The 17,480-nt window shown below is 40.1% G+C and carries 13 protein-coding genes; 1 reads left to right on the forward strand and 12 read right to left on the reverse strand.

What is annotated here, in order from left to right; all coding sequences use genetic code 11:
- Positions 1–506: 506 nt before the first annotated feature.
- From EO121_RS06120 to EO121_RS06150, 7 genes are all read right to left on the reverse strand, one after another.
- A complete protein-coding gene (locus EO121_RS06120) occupies positions 507–1,178 on the reverse strand; it encodes an energy-coupling factor transporter transmembrane protein EcfT (RefSeq protein ID WP_127166801.1) in 672 nt (223 codons plus the stop codon).
- Between the two features lie 10 nt (positions 1,179–1,188).
- Positions 1,189–1,995: an energy-coupling factor ABC transporter ATP-binding protein gene (locus EO121_RS06125; protein ID WP_127135668.1), complete on the reverse strand. Its 807-nt coding sequence runs from the start codon at positions 1,993–1,995 to the stop codon at positions 1,189–1,191.
- 1 nt (position 1,996) lies between these two features.
- Positions 1,997–3,463 carry an energy-coupling factor ABC transporter ATP-binding protein gene (locus EO121_RS06130; RefSeq protein ID WP_127166802.1) on the reverse strand — a complete coding sequence of 489 codons (1,467 nt, stop codon included), beginning with the start codon at positions 3,461–3,463 and terminating at the stop codon, positions 1,997–1,999.
- Between the two features lie 171 nt (positions 3,464–3,634).
- Entirely contained in the window at positions 3,635–4,381 is a 747-nt protein-coding gene (locus EO121_RS06135; RefSeq protein WP_164725878.1) for an ATP-binding cassette domain-containing protein, read from the reverse strand.
- Positions 4,381–5,151, reverse strand: a complete 771-nt coding sequence (locus EO121_RS06140) for an ABC transporter ATP-binding protein (RefSeq protein WP_009352902.1) — start codon at positions 5,149–5,151, stop codon at positions 4,381–4,383. The genes EO121_RS06135 and EO121_RS06140 overlap by 1 nt, the downstream gene beginning before the upstream one ends.
- A gap of 55 nt (positions 5,152–5,206) precedes the next feature.
- The gene (locus EO121_RS06145) at positions 5,207–6,016 is read right to left on the reverse strand and encodes an ABC transporter permease (RefSeq protein ID WP_127166806.1); all 810 of its coding nucleotides are present in this window, start codon (positions 6,014–6,016) and stop codon (positions 5,207–5,209) included.
- Positions 6,013–6,951, reverse strand: a complete 939-nt coding sequence (locus EO121_RS06150) for an ABC transporter permease (protein WP_127166808.1) — start codon at positions 6,949–6,951, stop codon at positions 6,013–6,015. The genes EO121_RS06145 and EO121_RS06150 overlap by 4 nt, the downstream gene beginning before the upstream one ends.
- A gap of 231 nt (positions 6,952–7,182) precedes the next feature.
- Here EO121_RS06150 and EO121_RS06155 point away from each other — a divergent pair, with 231 nt between their 5' ends.
- Positions 7,183–8,700, forward strand: coding sequence for an ABC transporter substrate-binding protein (locus EO121_RS06155; RefSeq protein WP_127166810.1), 1,518 nt, complete (start codon positions 7,183–7,185; stop codon positions 8,698–8,700).
- Between the two features lie 194 nt (positions 8,701–8,894).
- Here the strand turns inward: EO121_RS06155 and EO121_RS06160 are convergent, their stop codons facing one another.
- The 5 genes from EO121_RS06160 to EO121_RS06180 form a co-directional block, all read right to left on the reverse strand.
- Complete coding sequence (locus EO121_RS06160; RefSeq protein ID WP_127166812.1) at positions 8,895–10,409, reverse strand: ABC transporter substrate-binding protein; 1,515 nt, start codon at positions 10,407–10,409, stop codon at positions 8,895–8,897.
- 632 nt (positions 10,410–11,041) lie between these two features.
- Entirely contained in the window at positions 11,042–12,337 is a 1,296-nt protein-coding gene (gene purB, locus EO121_RS06165; protein WP_127166814.1) for an adenylosuccinate lyase, read from the reverse strand.
- A gap of 376 nt (positions 12,338–12,713) precedes the next feature.
- Positions 12,714–14,057 (reverse strand): MFS transporter, encoded by a 1,344-nt coding sequence (locus EO121_RS06170; RefSeq protein WP_127166815.1) that lies wholly within the window; start codon positions 14,055–14,057, stop codon positions 12,714–12,716.
- A 220-nt stretch (positions 14,058–14,277) separates the two neighbouring features.
- On the reverse strand, positions 14,278–15,150 hold the full coding sequence (locus EO121_RS06175; RefSeq protein ID WP_126940932.1) for a 2-oxoacid:ferredoxin oxidoreductase subunit beta: 873 nt from the start codon (positions 15,148–15,150) through the stop codon (positions 14,278–14,280).
- Positions 15,150–16,901, reverse strand: coding sequence for a 2-oxoacid:acceptor oxidoreductase subunit alpha (locus EO121_RS06180; protein WP_127068833.1), 1,752 nt, complete (start codon positions 16,899–16,901; stop codon positions 15,150–15,152). The genes EO121_RS06175 and EO121_RS06180 overlap by 1 nt, the downstream gene beginning before the upstream one ends.
- Positions 16,902–17,480: the final 579 nt, after the last annotated feature.

The raw sequence follows: 17,480 nt of genomic DNA on the forward strand, positions 1-17,480 counted from the left end.
CTTACCTCATTCTATTATAGCACTAACAGCCATGTCCATTTCAAGTATTTACAGAATAATTTTGAAAGTTATTATTAAAAACTTAGCTCGACAAAAGTAAATACGATACATTCGAAGCAAACTAAGCAAAGCATAAGTTTGCGATTCCCCTTGAGGAACGCAGTTAGGCGTAGCAGTCTTGTGGCGTTCCTTTACTGACCAAATCACACAAATGCAAGAAGAGCACGGTGTGCCCCAAATAAACTAAAGTAATGTCACGCTCATTTATATCATAATTACACCTATCCTAAAAGAGCACGGCATGTTCCTGAAGAAACATTATGAAATACCGTTTCTGAAGGAATGTGCCGTGCTCTTTATTTGCTTTATATAGTATTGTTTGAACGTGACAATCATCAATAGGAGAGCATCGTGCTCTTCCCTTTATCATATTTAGTTAAGAACGCCATAGGCTGCATAGAGAAACAAGTGACGACCTACAGGCTACATAGCATCACCAGTGACGCTTAGAAGATGATATACTGAATGACAGCATAGGTAACTGCCAGCATCACGAAGAATGCCACATAATCCACTGCTTGCAAGCTAACTTTCCGCATAAATGTATGTTGCTGATTTCCAAAACCTCGAAGTTCCAAGGACAATGCCATTGTCTCCGAACGGCTCAATGATTTCAGCATCAACGGTTGAATGACCGTCATATAAGATTTTATCTTTGTCAGCCAATTCCCTTCTAACGACATACCCCGACAGGCCTGTGCTTCTTGCACCGCTTTACTTTCACGTAAAAAGTCAGGCACAAAGCGTAGGGCCGCTGTAAACATAAAGGCATACGCATAGGGGATGCGACATTGTTGTACAAGAGCCACTGTTAAATCTTGTGTTTTCGTTGTTACAATGAGCATCATAAAGATAGTGGTCATCGTCAACATACGCAAAGCTGTTACAACCGCGGAGTCCACGGACCAGCTACCCAAGTACTGTACAATACCTAAGAACGCAGAAAACCCGATTAAGGCGAATAATGCTTTCCATTGACGCAACAAGATACCACCAATCAGCATTACCAGCAATTCTACTCCAAATAATGCTAACAATAGTTCCGGAGTTTTCATAGCAATGGCTAAGATGGACACGAAGATTGTTGCCCAAATTTTTGTTAATGGTACAAATTTCATCGGTCTCCTCCTATCCTTTCACATACTCTGCATAGCGCAGTTCAAACTCTTTCATCGATTTGCAATACCCTAAGTCTGGTACCGTTTCACTAAGCACCACACTCGGCGGTTTTGTCAAACCAAGTTCCAACAAGTCCTCACGGCTTGTAAATAATTCTTCCGGGGATCCATCGAAGGCTTTTGTGCCATATCCCATAATGATCACTCGTGTAGAATATTCTGCCATAATTTCCATATCATGGGTAATGAGTAATATGGTCAAACCTTGGGCTTGCAATTCTTGTAACAACACAAGTAAACCTTTTGTTTCTGTTCCATCTTGTCCACTAGTAGGTTCGTCAAGAATCAACAGTTTAGACTGCATCGCTAACGCTGAGGCAATCGCTACTCGTTGCTTTTCCCCTCGGCGTAAGCCTAATGGATAGGATTCTGCTAAATGGGAAATACCTACTCGTTCTAGAGCATCTTGTACGATGCGGTCTACCGTTGCTTTGTCGTATCCCAATTGTTCAGGACCAAATGCCACCTCTTCTGCCACAGTCTGGCGGAACATTTGACGATCTGGCTGTTGAAATACATAGCCAATAAAACGTCCTCTTTCAGAGGTAGGCATATTCGTAATATCTTGGCCGTCGTAAGAAATCTTACCTTCTACGGGTGTTTCCAAACCCACTAATAAACGAGTTACCGTTGTTTTACCACACCCATTACGGCCACCTAATGTAATGAATTCTCCATCTCCTATGGTAAAAGTTACATCTTTCATAATATCTTGTCCCGGTACATAGGAAAAGCGCAAATTTTCAACTGTTAACATATTAGCGTTCTCCTTTCATAAGACTAGATTGAGCAGATGTTAAAGATAACCATGGTGTATCTAAAGCAATCCCTTTTGCTACTAATGATTTATAGGTCACAAATAAGGATGGCAATGCATCTACGTATGTATTCGTATCATACATATAAGACAATACATCTTCTACAGAGCTGTCGATTTTTAGCTCCCCACCATCGATTAATACCATACGATTTGCGTACGGTAAGACAGCGTGTAAATCATGGTCAATAACCACAACGGTAATACCATGGTCACGATTCAAGGAACCTACTAAGCGATATAACTCTTCTGTGCCTTCTGGATCTAAAGAGCTAGTCGGTTCATCTAACACTAAAATAGATGGGTTTACAGCTAACACAGAGGCAATGGCCAACCGCTGACGTTGCCCCCCAGACAAGCTGTACACATTGCGGTCTTCCAATCCAGTTAAGCCTACTTGTTCTAATACGATGGCTGTACGCTCTTGAATCGCCTCCGCTGTATAACCACGATTTTCAAGGGCAAAGGCTACTTCCTCTGCCACCGTCATGGTCACTAGTTGTGTATCATAGTCGGCTAAGACGATACCGATATCATCTGCTACATCTGGAATTTCTAATTGCGTCACCGCTTTGCCATTGATGAATACCATACCTTCCATAGTACCGCCGTAAAACTTAGGTACAGCTCCTGCCATGGCCATACAGATGGTAGATTTACCACAACCTGCTGGTCCTGTAATGACAAGAAAATCTCCTTCATGTACCACTAAGTTAATGTCTTTCACAGCATACTCGCTTTGATTCCCATAGCGATAACTCATATGGTCGATGACGATAGGTGCTTTCACAGACGGTACAATATGTAAATCACTGTGATCACTGCTGTCTGTCAATTCTTGCCCCTTCACAGTTTGACGAGCCAATAATTTTTGCGCTGGAATGTACAAGAATGGTGCCACTACGGCATTACAAAGAGATACCATCAATACCAATGGCCACATAGCATTCCAATACACATTGCTAGGCAATCCTAATACGAGATATAGACAGGTAATAAAAGCTCCACCAGATGCTACAGTACTAATGAAAGCGCTCAATATAGGCATCAAATTTAGCTTACCAATTTTTAGATTAGAAATATAATGCACTAACACGGCACAAGTGAAAGCCCCCAAAGGCTCACTAATCAGGTTCCCATATGGCAATGCCGATTTTGACGTGAATACATTAATCAAGGCCGCTACCAAACCAATACCTAAACTTTGTCTAAGGGTTGGACGCGTTAAGTTGATAGCTACGCAATAAGTAGCTATAGTCCAGTTCGGTGTGACCCCTGCCACACTTGGGGATACAGCATGTAAAATCGTTCCCAAAGCTAGCATGATGGTACTCACCGTTATCCAACGAAACTGACCACCTTGTACATGCGTGTAAGTCAGTTTCGACACATCTTTGATTTCTTTCATACGTTCCTCCCTATCATCTTCTATATCACTTGTATCGTATATTCTAAAATACAATTATACTATTTTTTTACGATTCATGCTATCACTAGGATAACATTTATATCAAAAAAAGACCACAACACTTTCACAAGGAAATGTTGTAGTCTTTGCTACTGTATAGACGATAGCCATTTACCCACGGCTAGCTGCCAATAATTGTTTTGTATACGGATGCGTTGCCAATCCCAAATCTTTTGATGCCAAGATTTCTACAATCGCACCTTCTTTCATCACGATAATACGATCGGTGAGAGTTTGCAAAACGCCTAGGTCATGGCTGACGAACACATAGGTAAACGGTTGCTCTTCGTAAACGTTTTGAATCAGTTCGATGACCCGTGCTTGATTGCACACATCGAGGGCACTCGTCGGCTCATCAAATAAGACAAGCTCAGCCCCGACTGCCATCATGCGGGCTAAAACCAATCGCTGTAACTGGCCTCCGCTCAATTCATGGCGGTATTTCTTCCACACCGATGTATCCAATCCCACCTTTGAAAGCCACCATTCACAGCGCTCTTTCGCCTCTTGTTTTGTGCCTATCCCAAAATTCACGCAAGGCTCTAGCATAAATTCACCTACTGCCATGCGAGGGCTAATGCTGTGAAAGGAGTTTTGGAACATCACTTGCAAGGAACGATAGAGCTCTCTCTCATTTCCTTTCCATTGGGAAACAGATTTTCCAAACAAAGAAAGGTTCCCTGAAGTTGGCTCTTCTTGCAAGGATAGCAATCGCAATAAGGTACTTTTACCAGATCCACTGCCACCTGCAATTCCGATGCGCTCTCGTTCTTGCACGGACAAACTCACATCTTGCAGTGCTGTCACCGTTTCCCCTTTGCGGGTATATAGTTTGCTGACGCCCTGAACTTCTAGTATCATACTTTCACCTCCTGCAAAGACTGTAAAAGTAGTTTCGTATATTCATGTTGCGGATTCGATAAAACCTCTTCGGTCTTACCGATTTCCACTAACACACCTTCATGCATAATGCCTACGCGATCCGCCAATCTACGGGCTATCTGAATATTGTGTGTGATAAACAGCAACGTATTCTGCAACCGTTGTTGCACCTCTTCTAGGACTTTTACAATATCCTGTTGCACCAATACATCAAGAGCGCTAGTTGGTTCATCTGCAATAAGTAGTTGCGGATGTATGAGTAAACTCATAACGATGGCCACACGCTGTTGCATGCCCCCACTCAGTTGAAATGGATAGGACTCAAGCAATGCCTTTCCTCGTGGTAAGGAAACAGCCTCTAGCAGATTCAAAATATCGCCTTCATCATAGGCCTTTCCATGAGAGGCTAAGATTACTTTCATCTGTTCTCCAATGCGTTTGAATGGGTTTAAATAATTACCTGGATTTTGGTAAATCATGGCTATATGTACACCACGTACACCTTGCCATTCCTTAGGTCCATAAGTGAGCAAATTATCTCCCCCATAGTGGATGGCTCCCGTTAGGTCTGCCTGTTCTAACAAACCTAAGAGAGCTTTCGCTACAGTAGATTTTCCGGACCCACTTTCACCAATGATGGCAAAGGTTTCATTCTGTTTTAACGTGAAAGATACTTCTTTCACGACCTTTACTCCATCGTAAGAGACGGATAAATTGTCTACGCTTACTAAATCTGTATTAGTCAATGGTACTATCCTTTGTCATTACATAAGAATCAAATTGGGGCTACTATTTCGCCCTTTACACATGCCTACCATCTTGTAAGGCATCACTAATGTAATTTAATAACACAACAGTGATAAAAATTGCTAACCCTGGATAGATCAACAGCCAAGGCGCTGTTTGCAAGAAATCTCGAGCATTCAGCAAGATAGCACCCCATTCTGGTGTAGGCGGTTGTACGCCAATGCCGATTAAGGAAAAGCTTGCCACCGTAATAATCGTGTCCCCCATATGTTGAATGATGACCAACAATAGAGTCCCTCGAAGATTGGGAATCATGTAGCGACGGATAATGCGCCACAAGGAAGCCCCAGACATACGTGCTACAACCACATATTGTGCTTGTTTTTCCAAATTCACCAAGTTCCGCGTAATCTTTGCGTATTCTGCCCAACAAGTTAGGCACAGTGAAATGATAATATTTTCCACAGACGGCCCCAATATACCGATGCAGGCAATGGCCACGATCATGCTGGGGAACCCTAGTATCATATCGATGCAACGAGATCCCAATTCATCAATATACCAAGGACTCATACTTAGCAAACCACCGATACAAATGCCAATGATACTGCTAATGGCAATGATGGATATGGCTATGAACAACGAATCTTGTCCGCCCCATAATATCCGTGAAAGTACATCACGCCCCAATTGATCCGTGCCTAATAAATGCGTTGCACTTATATCTTGTAATCTAGCCCCTAAGTTTGTCTCATTAGGGTCAAAGGGAGCTAACTGAGAACCAAATAGAAAGAGTCCCATCCAAAGTATAGTCAGTAAAATGGCCCCTAAGAGTAGCTTATCTTGTTTCCATATACGAATCATGGGCGCCCTCCATATCTTCTTTCAGGATGAAGTAAGTACATCCATATATCCACCGATGTGTTGACCACCACATAGACTAGAGAAATCCATACGATATAACTTTGAATCACAATATAATCACGACTAATAATACCATGCACCATGAGTTGGCCCATTCCTTTGACAGAAAATACCGTTTCAATCACTGCAGAACCGCCCAACATAGCGCCGGTCGTAATCCCTAACATGGATAACAGCACAAGACGCACTTGAGGAATGATGTAATCACGATAGATATATGCGGTACGTATACCCATCGTTTTTGCCCCTATCACCGGCAACGATGCATACGCTTGCACCACTGCGTTGCGAACGCGACGAATATATAAGCCACAAAACCAAATCGCCAAAGTAATACTCGGCAACACGTAAGCACTTAACCCCTTTGTATTTGTCACAGAGAAAATAGGAATCTTCACAGCTAGCGCATATAATAACAACAATCCTACCCAAAATGCTGGTACTGCCAATGCTAGAAATGATACTATACGCACCGCATAATCGATCCAAGTATCTTTATAATGCGCTGCCAGTCCTCCTAAACCTATCGATAGGATACTGCCTAAACCGATGGAAACCGCCACCAAGGATAAGGTCCTTGGCAAAGCACTTTGCAACAAATCTACAACAGGTACATTTAGGAAGATAGACTGCCCAAAATCTCCATGTAACATTTGCCACAACCAACGACCATATTGTATATACCAAGGGTCATTAAGGCCTAACTCTTGTCGAATTTGTTCCACTATAGTGGGATCTGGCGTCATACCTTGCAGATAAAACCGTGCCGACACTGGATCTACAGAAGACATTTGCATTAAGAGAAACGTTCCCAATGTGACTGCCAATAATACACCTACCATAGATGCCAATTTATATAATAATACCCGTACCATATCAATCCACCTTTCCTTTATATATTCTCTCCTAAAGTATATAGGATAGGGCCTCTCTTTGTAAATATAACAATTTAATTTTATTCCTCATATCTGATTAAATATATAATTACAAAAGCATTTAGCAACTTATACACTTCCAATATATATCCACTTTTATGAGAATTATTGTCTTTTATAGAAAAATACAGTATACTATAGTTATTCTTTAGTTTTTTATAAGGAGGATATATGAAAAAATGGGTTGCACTAGCAATGACGCTGTTTGTTGCTATCGGTTTAATTGCTGGCTGTGGTTCTGATGAATCAAGCAAAAATGGCAAGCATTTGAATCTTGGTTTATATTGGTTTGGTGAAACATTGAACCCTACACATGAATGGGATGCTTGGACATTGACACGAATCGGTGCCGGTGAAACGTTAGCAACGGTAAGTTCAAATATGAAATTTGAACCTCAGTTAGCCGATTCCTGGGAAGTGGTGGATCCTTTAACATGGAAATTCCATATTCGTGAAAATGTAAAATTCCATAATGGTTCTATGATGACACCTGCGGCGGTAAAAGCATCTATTGAACGTACAATCGCCGAGAGCAAGCGTTCCAAAGAAGCTGTAAAGATAGACTCGATTACAGTGGATGGTCAAAATCTAATTATTAAAACAACAGAACCAAATGTTGATTTACTAGCTAGTTTAACTGAGCCTGCTTTCGTAATTGTCGATGTACAGGATACAAAAGATATGGATAATACACCAATTTTGACTGGCCCTTACAAAATTGTAAAACATACAAAAAAAGAAGAAATTCAGTTGGCTCAGTTCAAAGAATACTGGGGTGGAACACCTGCTTTAGATTCTTTAACAGTTAAAGATCTAGAAGATAATAATAAACGTGCTATGGCTCTACAGTCTAAAGATGTAGATATGATCCAAAAAGTAGATAGTGCTAATCGAAGTTTATTTGAAAAGGGTGATTATAACATCATTGAGTCCGCAGGGGTTCGCACATATATGCTACAGTTGAATGTCCGTGAAGGCAATGTATTATCAAATCCAACCGTACGAGCAGCTATCGCAAATATGATCGATTATGATGCATTAGCAAAAGTAATCGGTAATGGTGCCGTTACTGGAGGTGCCCCATTCCCTCCAACAGCCAACCTAGGCTTTGACGATCTAAAAAATAAACAACATAAAGATTTAGCTAAAGCAGATGAATTACTAAAACAAGCTGGTTACACAAAACAAGGTGATACCTACATGAAAGATGGCAAACCATTACACTTAGTGTTAGCTCTTTTTGGTAAAGATAGTAGCGTTTACGAAAAACTTCAAGATGATTTAAAACGAGCTGGTGTTGAAGTCGAATTAAAACGTGTACAAGGTCCTGATGAATTACTAACTTTAGCTCCTAATGGTTTTGATATGGGAGAAACAAACTGGGTAACAATGTCCACAAATGATCCATATTGGTTCCTTAGCCTAGCTTTCAAAAGTGGTGCCAAATCCAATCGTGGCGACTATTCGAATCCGAAGGTTGATGAGTTAATTAATAAAATGACAACCACATTTAACGAAGAAGAACGCACAGCGATTGTCAAGGATATTCAAAATGTGTTGCTAGAAGATAGCGCTGGTTATTTCTTATACTATCCAAGTGCTAATGTAGTAACAACAAATCGAGTAAAAAATGTGAAAGTATTCCCTATTGACTACTATGTGATTACAAAAGACACCACTGTAGAATAAAGGTATACTATGTTCAGTTTCTTGCATATAAGAGCTGTCTAAAATGTAATTATAAAAAATAAAAAGAAACATAAGTGAGATGCATGATATATAACTGATTTCAGGTATAACAAAGTAGCCTCACTTATGTTTCTTTTTTTATAGTTTTACGTTTCTCATCAAAAGGACATCATGAATAAAATTTACTAAGATATTTAGTCAACAGTAATATCCTTCGTCATTAAATAATAATCAATTGGGAATGCTTGTGCATTGTGAACGCGTTTGCTTGTTACCACAGAGGATACTGGGTAGTACAAGAAGTAAGCCGCATTATCTTGAATTAAGATGTTTTGGATTTCTTTTGTAATGTTACGCCGTTCTTCTGCATCAAAGGTATTTGTCATTTTGTCCAACAATGCATCTACACGAGGGTTAGAATATTCACCACGGTTTGCTTTCGTACCTGTTGCAAATAAAGCAGATAAGAAACGGAATGGGTCATTACTTGTTAAAGTAGACCAGTTATTTTCACCCATAGTTAAATTGTCAGTAGCACCGCCTAAGACATCATCAGCGCTTTGTACGCGTTTTAACTCTACTTGTACACCAGCAGCTTTTAAGTCAGATTGGATCTTTTCATAGGATACAGTGTCTTTACCCCATACACCCATTGTTAATTGCAATGGTTGACCATCTTTTGTGTATACATCGCCCTCTTTTGTGTAACCAGCTTGTTTTAGTAATTCATCTGCTTTTGCTAAGTCTAGATGTTGTTTGTTTGGTAAGCTATCGAAGCCTAAGTTCGCTGTTGGAGGGAATGTAGCACCTCCTGGAATAGCACCATTGCCCAATGCTTTTGCCAATCCTTCATAGTCGATCATATAAGAGATAGCTGCACGCACCATTGTATTCGCTAATGGAGAACCTTCTTTCATGTTGATTTGTAACATGTGTGTACGAACACCTGCTACTTCTAACAAATTGTAGTCTTTATTTTCGAATAAGCCACGGTTAGCACCATCTACTTTTTGAATGATATCTACTTCTTTAGATTGTAATGCCATCGCACGTTTGCTGTTGTCTTCGATGTTTTTAACTGTTAACGTATCTAAACCAGGTGTGCCACCCCAATACTCTTTATGTTGTTCTAGTTGAATTTCTTCTTGTTTTGTATGTTTCACGATTTTGTAAGGACCTGTTAAGATTGGTGCATTTTCCATATCTTTTGTATCCGCAACATCCACGATAACGAAAGCAGGTTCTGTTAAGTCTGCCGATAAATGCGCATTTGGTTCTGTTGTTTTAAAGATCAAGTTTTGACCATCCACAGTGATACTTTCAATTTTGATGGCATCTTTAGAACGTTTGCTGTTAGCAATGGTTCTTTCGATGGATGCTTTCACCATATCTGGAGTCATCACAACGCCATTATGGAATTTTACATTTTCACGGATATGGAATTTCCAAGTCAATGGATCCACATTTTCCCAAGAATCTGCCAATTGTGGTTGGAATGTCATATCTTTGTCTACTGTCGCCAATGTTTCACCGGCGCCAATACGAGTCAATGTCCACGCATCCCATTCATGCGTTGGGTCTAACGTTTCCCCAAACCAGAATAAACCTAAGCCTGCATGCTTGCCACTTTTATTAGTGTCTGAACCGCATCCAGCTAATAAGCCTAGGGCAACAACCAATGTCATTGCTAGTACTAACCAACGTTTCATAGTTCCTCCTTTTACACGTGCTTACCATCTTGTAAGGCATCGCTAATGTAATAATACAACGGTGATACAATCCACCTTTCCTATATACTCTGTCTTCTAGTATATAGGGTCTGACCTCTATTTGTAAATATACCAATTATGAAATTAATGCATAACTATTCTTCCGGCATAAGTGATAGAGTGTTCATTTATATATGTTTACAGGTATTTTTTTTAAAACAATTTATTAGTTTTATTCCTTTATATCGTATTAACATGTATTTATGATGTTATGTAAAGTACAAAAAAATCCGCGCTTTTAGCACGGATTTTTATTTTTGATAAATATCCTCATTACGTTTATCTTAAAAGTATGCTATACTTTAAGTGCCTCTTTAATAAGAAAGGAGGTGATGACATGCTTGAGGTATATCATACCTTAAATCTGGGAGCCTTTCTTCCCCCTATTTTACAAGGTATCGTAATACATGTAGTAGCATACATTTTGATCGATATCTATAAAAATAGAAAATAGAAAGAAAAAGGACGGCTGCAACCGTCCTTTTTTTGTTTGACAACATGCTTGAGTTATCATTCCTTATTTACTAACCTAATTATATACCATCCACGCTTAAAATACAAGGTATCGCAGATTATAATCCAAAGCGAGCCATAATGGTATCTACATGACGTAACAATGGTGTTGGATCAAAGCAAGCATCAATTTCTTCTGCGCTTAGGTATTTTGCAATCTCTGGATCAGATTTTAATCCTGTAGCGAAGTCTTTACCTTCCAACCAACGAGCCATAGCATGACGTTGCACCCAACGATAGGCTTCATCACGAACAGCCCCTTTATCCACCAAATGCGTTAAAATCGTTTGGCTAAATACAAGACCACCTGTTAAGTTCAAGTTTTTCATCATATTTTCAGGGTATACCAATAATTTATCTACCGTACGGGTAGCTAGATGAATCATATAATCTAATGTAATTGTCGCATCTGGTAAAATCACACGTTCTACAGAGCTGTGAGAAATATCGCGCTCATGCCATAAAGCTTGGTCTTCAAAGGCTGCTTGTGCATGACCACGCAAGATACGTGCTAAGCCGCAAATTCTTTCACAAGTAATAGGGTTCCGTTTATGCGGCATCGCAGAGGAACCTTTTTGTTTCGGGCTGAAATACTCTTCCGCTTCACGCACTTCTGTACGTTGTAAATGACGAATTTCCAAAGCAATACGATCCAAGGTACCACCGATAACAGCAATCATAGACAACAATTCTGCATGACGGTCGCGAGATACTACCTGTGTAGCTACTTTCACTGGTTCTAAACCCAATTTTTCACATACATATTGTTCCACAAATGGATCGATATTAGAGTATGTTCCTACAGCACCAGACAATTTGCCTACTGCTACGGATTGACGAGCCTGTTCTAAACGAGCAATGTCACGGTCAATTTCAGACATCCAGTTCACTAGCTTCACGCCAAATGTAATCGGTTCCCCATGAATACCATGCGTACGGCCAATCATCGGCGTATATTTGAACTCTACGGCACGACGAGCCAAGACGTCACGGAAATTACGCAAGCCTTTTAACAACAAGTCGCAAGCTTGTTTCATCATGTATCCTAATGCTGTATCCTTTACATCTGTAGACGTTAAGCCAAGATGAATGTATTTCGCAAACTCAGGTCCTACGTATTCGCCTACAGCAGTGACAAAGGAAATAATGTCATGATTCGTTTCTCGTTCAATCTCACGAATCCGTTCTACTTGAAAGTCACCTTTCTCACGAATCGCTACGGCCGCTTCTTTTGGGATAATCCCCAATTCTGCCTGCGCTTCCGATGCCAAAATTTCAACTAATAACATCGTATCGAACTCATTGCGTTCGCTCCAAATATGTCCCATCTCTTCACGAGTGTAGCGATTAATCATACTATAACTCCTTTATCTAATCCGTTTCCTCATGGAAATCCTTTGACCATCCATTGTGAAAGTCATACCTCTTAGGGTATTCCATATTACTCTATCATTATACAAAAATCAGGGGCAACTGTCAGCTATTAGTTGACCGTTCAACAATTATAAAGTGGTTGTCAACTAGTAGTTGACAACCACTCAGCAACAGAAAGCACATTCTCAATTCTCTAAATATATCAGACTAGTGCATCACAAGAACCTCTACATCACTTCTAAAAACTGACCTACATGAAAGTTTTTAGAAGCAATACGACTATTCTAAGGAAATATATTAATTGGGCAACAAAATTTTTATAGCACCCAAGCGAACTGTCAACCAACAGTTGACAGTTCACTTACGCATATTACGCATCCCCGCCGGGATAGCTCCTACCAAGCAAATCACGCCAAATACAACTAGCGCAACAGTGCTGTTATATTCCATCATTTCTAATGCTGTTCTTCCTTCTATGGTGTAGGCTAGAATAATTCCAATCAAAGCCATACTCAAGGTTTGTCCCAATAGGCGTACTGTGGAAATCGTAGAAGAGGCAAAGCCAATGTACGTTTTCGGTACAGAACTCATAATTAGATTATTGTTCGGTGGCGCAAAGCAACTCACTCCGATACCTACAATAGCCAAGCTTACCATGATGATTCCCATACTTTCAGTGAAAGTACCATAGGCCATGCTAAGCAATCCTATGCCGATGAGCACCATCCCCCATTGAGCAAATAAGGATGGATTATATCGATCAGACAGTGCTCCCATGCGAGGTGCCAAGAACACCATAATTCCGGTTTGTATGCACAAAATTAATCCGGTCATACGAGAATCAAAGCCCATTATCATTTGTAAAAACAGGGACAATACAAATCCTACACCAAAAGTAGCGCTAAAGTTCATCATCGCAGCTATGCTAGACATGGTAAACCCTAGATTCGACACAAATATTTTAACCGGAATAAGCGGATCCTTACTATGCCACTCTACATATCCCAACACACCTAACGACGCCAGCCCCACTATGAAAGCATAAGGGCTCCACCAAAAGCGAACCCATTCGGTAATACCAATCATCACTGCACTGATACCCAAGGCGTATAAAAGTAAACTTCCCGTAGAAATACTACTATCCGGTGTATGTACCCATTCCTTATGCAACGAGCGAAAGGCCATCACATTTGCCACAACACCTAATAAAGTAGTAAATACAAAAATACTGCGCCATCCATAATAGTAATTTAGAAAACCACCTAAGGCCGGGCCTAAGGATAGCCCCAAATAGACCATACCTCCAATCATACCGAACGCATATCCACGTCGTTCCACTGGTACAGACAAGGTTAAAATAGACATAGACGTAGTATACACAATCCCTAAGGCAATCCCTTGCAAAGCTCGATACACCGTCAGCATCTCTACGGAACCAACAAAGCACATAAACCCAGATATCACCGTAAATACGATGCTACCTATATAAAATAACTTGCGCTTTCCATAGATATCTGCTAACTTACCAGCAGGAATCACCGCCACCGTACAGCACAGCAAAAACGATTCTACCACCCATGCCATATCATTCGTAGTCGCTCCAAACTCTTGCATCATATCTGGAAAAGACATCGTGAGAGAACTCGATGCAAAAGGATTCAAAAACGCCGCTACCATCATCGTATATAAAACAGCTTTCATGACAATATCACTCCTTGTTTCAATATACTCTCATTATAACAATACAAATGAGATTTTGAAAGTTCCCCCTCGAGTTTCCCCAGTAGAAACAACATATCTCGCTACACAATACGATAATGCAAAAGAAAATCCGCATTGCTTACTAAAAACTTTCGCGTAGGGCAGTTTTTAGAAGTAATGCGGATTTTCGTACTACGTATATCCTAGAGATATGTTGTTTCTATTTAAACTCGTTGCAAAGAGCTGCAAACATCTCTGCATCTGGTTTCACCACGTCATGCACTAATGCACGAGCATGTGGACCACCGTTAGCAGCATATAACGCTTGTTCAAAGGATGGTTTTGTTGTATCTTGATAAATCAAACCTGTTACAAGACCATTTGTTTCACCTAGTGTAGCGAATGCTTGTGCACGGTTTGTTGGATCATAACCTTCTGGCAAGTTTACTAGATTATCTTTGAAGTAATCATAACCATTTTGTTTATTGTACGTTACGCAAGGGCTGAATACGTTAATGAAAGAGAACCCTTCATGTTGCATACCTTGTTTAATTAAATCCACTAATTGTGCACGGTTTACCATGTAACTTTGTGCCACGAATGTTGCACCAGACGCGATGGCTGTTTCACAAATTGGTAATGGACTTTCAAAAGAACCATGAGGAGATGTTTTTGTCACAAAACCCACGTCAGAACGAGGAGATGTTTGACCTTTGGTTAAACCATATACATGGTTATCCATAACCACATACGTAATATTTACATTACGTTTGAACGCATGGATCGTATGGCCCATACCGATCGCGAAGGCATCACCGTCACCACCGCAAACCACAACGTTCATATCTTCATTCGCTAATTTCACACCTTGTGCATACGGAAGTGCACGACCATGTGTAGTATGCGCACCATAGGCATAGAAGTAACCACCGATACGGCTAGAACAACCGATACCAGAGATAACAGCCAACTTTTCAGGCGCAATATCAAGAGCAGCTACTGCATCAGCGATGGCTGCTTGTACCCCATAATGACCACAACCTGGACACCAGTTAGGGCGGATATCATTTCTATATTCATTTGCTGTTGCCATTATAAAACCTCCTTAATTGCCGCTTTTACATAAGATGTTGTAAATGGATTACCATCATATTTTAAGCAACTAGAAAGTTTTTCTTTATTCGGCATGTTAATGCGGAATAAATTAGTCAATTGACCTGTCGCATTTTGTTCACAAATCACAACTTTTTTAGCACTGTTATAGAATGGTAGCAATTGTTCTTTTGGGAACGGTTTAATCAAACGAAGTTGTAAATGGTTTACTTTGTGGCCTTCTGCCTCTAATTCCACCACTGCTTCTTCGATAGCACCACGGCTAGAGTTAATACCGATCACAAGAACATCTGCTTCCTCATGTTTTGCATTGTTCAAGAATGGTTCATATACATCCGCTACTGTAGATAATTTGCGGAAACGTTTGTCTGTTTGTGCCACGTGCATAGAAGGTGCTTCTGCTGGTTTACCTTCTTCGTTATGCTCTAGACCAGTAGACAAGAATAGACCGTTTTTCATACCTGGAATCGTACGAGGGGAAATACCGCTTTCAGTCAATTCAAAACGTTTGAAATATTTAGGATTTTCCAATGCTGGCAATTCTTCTTCTTTCATCAAATTACCACGTTCAATACCAACACGGTTCAAATCGAATGTTGGTACAGATTGTTTATTCAAGCCTTGTTGTAAATCAGGCATGAAAATAACTGGACATTGGTATTGTTCCGCCAAGTTGAAAGCATGTTGAATTTCATAGAAACATTCTTCAATGCTTGTTGGAGCAATTACGATATTGGAATAGTCGCCATGCGCATTGTAGCAAGCTGCATCGATATCGGATGTTTCTACTTTTGTAGCCATACCTGTAGATGGGCCAGAACGTTGTACATCGATGATCAGCATTGGCAATTCAGCCATAGATGCCATAGATAAAGACTCAGCCATCAAGCTCAAGCCAGGACCAGATGTACATGTAAAGCCACGAACACCAGCGTATACACCACCCATAGCCATCATACATGCCGCAATCTCATCTTCTGTTTGTACCACAGTAGAACCAACTTTATCCATTTTCTTAATCATGTATTCCATAACTTCAGAAGCTGGCGTAATTGGATAGGACGCCATGAAACGGGAACCCGCTGCAATCGCGCCTAATGCTAATGCTTCATTACCAAGCAAGAACATTTGATCTTTTGGTGTTGGTTTATCCAATGTATCTACTTCTACATCACCCAATTGGTCTTTTACCAATTGATAACCCAATTGGAATGCTTGTAAGTTTTTATTGATAATATCTTCCGATTTTTTCGCAAAGCGAGCTTTAATCGCTGTTAAGAATAATTCTGTTTCAAAGCCCAATAGCGCAACGGACATACCTAGTGCCACGATATTACGCATCAACAAGGAACCTTGTTGTAATGCTGTTTCAGAAATTGGCAATGCTAAGCATGTTACACCAGTGCCTGTGAAAGCTTCAAAATTAGGATTTACTTTGCTATCGCAAATGATAAAGCCACCTTCACGCACTTCTTTACCGTGCATATCTACAGTTTCTTGGTCAAGCGCTACCAAGAAATCGATATGCTCACCGACTGTCATAATTTGTTCTAATGCGATACGTAATGCAAATGTTGTGTGACCACCTTTGATACGAGATGCAAACAAACGTTGGCTGTACAAGGAATATCCTTCTTTGGCAAGAATAGTCGCTAGGATTTCGCCGCAACTTTCAATACCTTCACCTTGTTGACCGCCCATTTTCCAGATAAAATCTTTACGTTTTTGCAAGAGATTCACCCTCCTTAGGATTGTAATATAGGACCACAGAAAGACTGTATATAGTAAGTGTTTTCAATACACATCAATCTCTCAAAGTTCACCTCTAATAATAGCATTTTTACCGCTTTTCATCAATCATATTCCCTATATTTATAAAGCAATATTGCCACTTTCACAGATTCTTTATACATCTATTTCCTAACGTTATGACACGCATGGTATATATAGGCATGCCCTATAAGTAAAAAAATACAAAAACCTCGGCCAAGAGAATAAAGCCGAGGTCTTTGTATTTGAGAAAAAAGAGAGAGAACATTTGAAATAGCTTCAAATGTTTTGTTGGGGCAATGGGGGGCGCCCCTTCGGTAAAAGTAGGGTCTTTTACCTGGGAAGGTATAAGATGAACCCTTCCCTATTGTAAGTTAGGTAGATAAAGAGAGAGATCTTTATCTAGCAAAGGTAGTGTGAACCCTTTGCTTGAGTTATTATAGCAAATGATTGTGTAAAAGTAAACACATGATTTTATAAATTCCTAGGCTTTTTATATATTTTTTATATATAACGCTAGAAACTATTAGTATTACAACC

This window comes from Veillonella sp. CHU732 (assembly GCF_003992085.1).
Lineage (GTDB): Bacteria > Bacillota > Negativicutes > Veillonellales > Veillonellaceae > F0422.

Excerpts from the sequence above, each read along its gene's own strand:
- EO121_RS06155 (WP_127166810.1), top strand. The coding sequence starts at position 7,183 with ATGAAAAAATGGGTTGCACTAGCAATGACGCTGTTTGTTGCTATCGGT.
- EO121_RS06120 (WP_127166801.1), bottom strand. The coding sequence starts at position 1,178 with ATGAAATTTGTACCATTAACAAAAATTTGGGCAACAATCTTCGTGTCC.
- EO121_RS06170 (WP_127166815.1), bottom strand. The coding sequence starts at position 14,057 with ATGAAAGCTGTTTTATATACGATGATGGTAGCGGCGTTTTTGAATCCT.
- EO121_RS06160 (WP_127166812.1), bottom strand. The coding sequence starts at position 10,409 with ATGAAACGTTGGTTAGTACTAGCAATGACATTGGTTGTTGCCCTAGGC.
- EO121_RS06145 (WP_127166806.1), bottom strand. The coding sequence starts at position 6,016 with ATGATTCGTATATGGAAACAAGATAAGCTACTCTTAGGGGCCATTTTA.
- purB (WP_127166814.1), bottom strand. The coding sequence starts at position 12,337 with ATGATTAATCGCTACACTCGTGAAGAGATGGGACATATTTGGAGCGAA.
- EO121_RS06150 (WP_127166808.1), bottom strand. The coding sequence starts at position 6,951 with ATGGTACGGGTATTATTATATAAATTGGCATCTATGGTAGGTGTATTA.
- EO121_RS06130 (WP_127166802.1), bottom strand. The coding sequence starts at position 3,463 with ATGAAAGAAATCAAAGATGTGTCGAAACTGACTTACACGCATGTACAA.
- EO121_RS06125 (WP_127135668.1), bottom strand. The coding sequence starts at position 1,995 with ATGTTAACAGTTGAAAATTTGCGCTTTTCCTATGTACCGGGACAAGAT.
- EO121_RS06175 (WP_126940932.1), bottom strand. The coding sequence starts at position 15,150 with ATGGCAACAGCAAATGAATATAGAAATGATATCCGCCCTAACTGGTGT.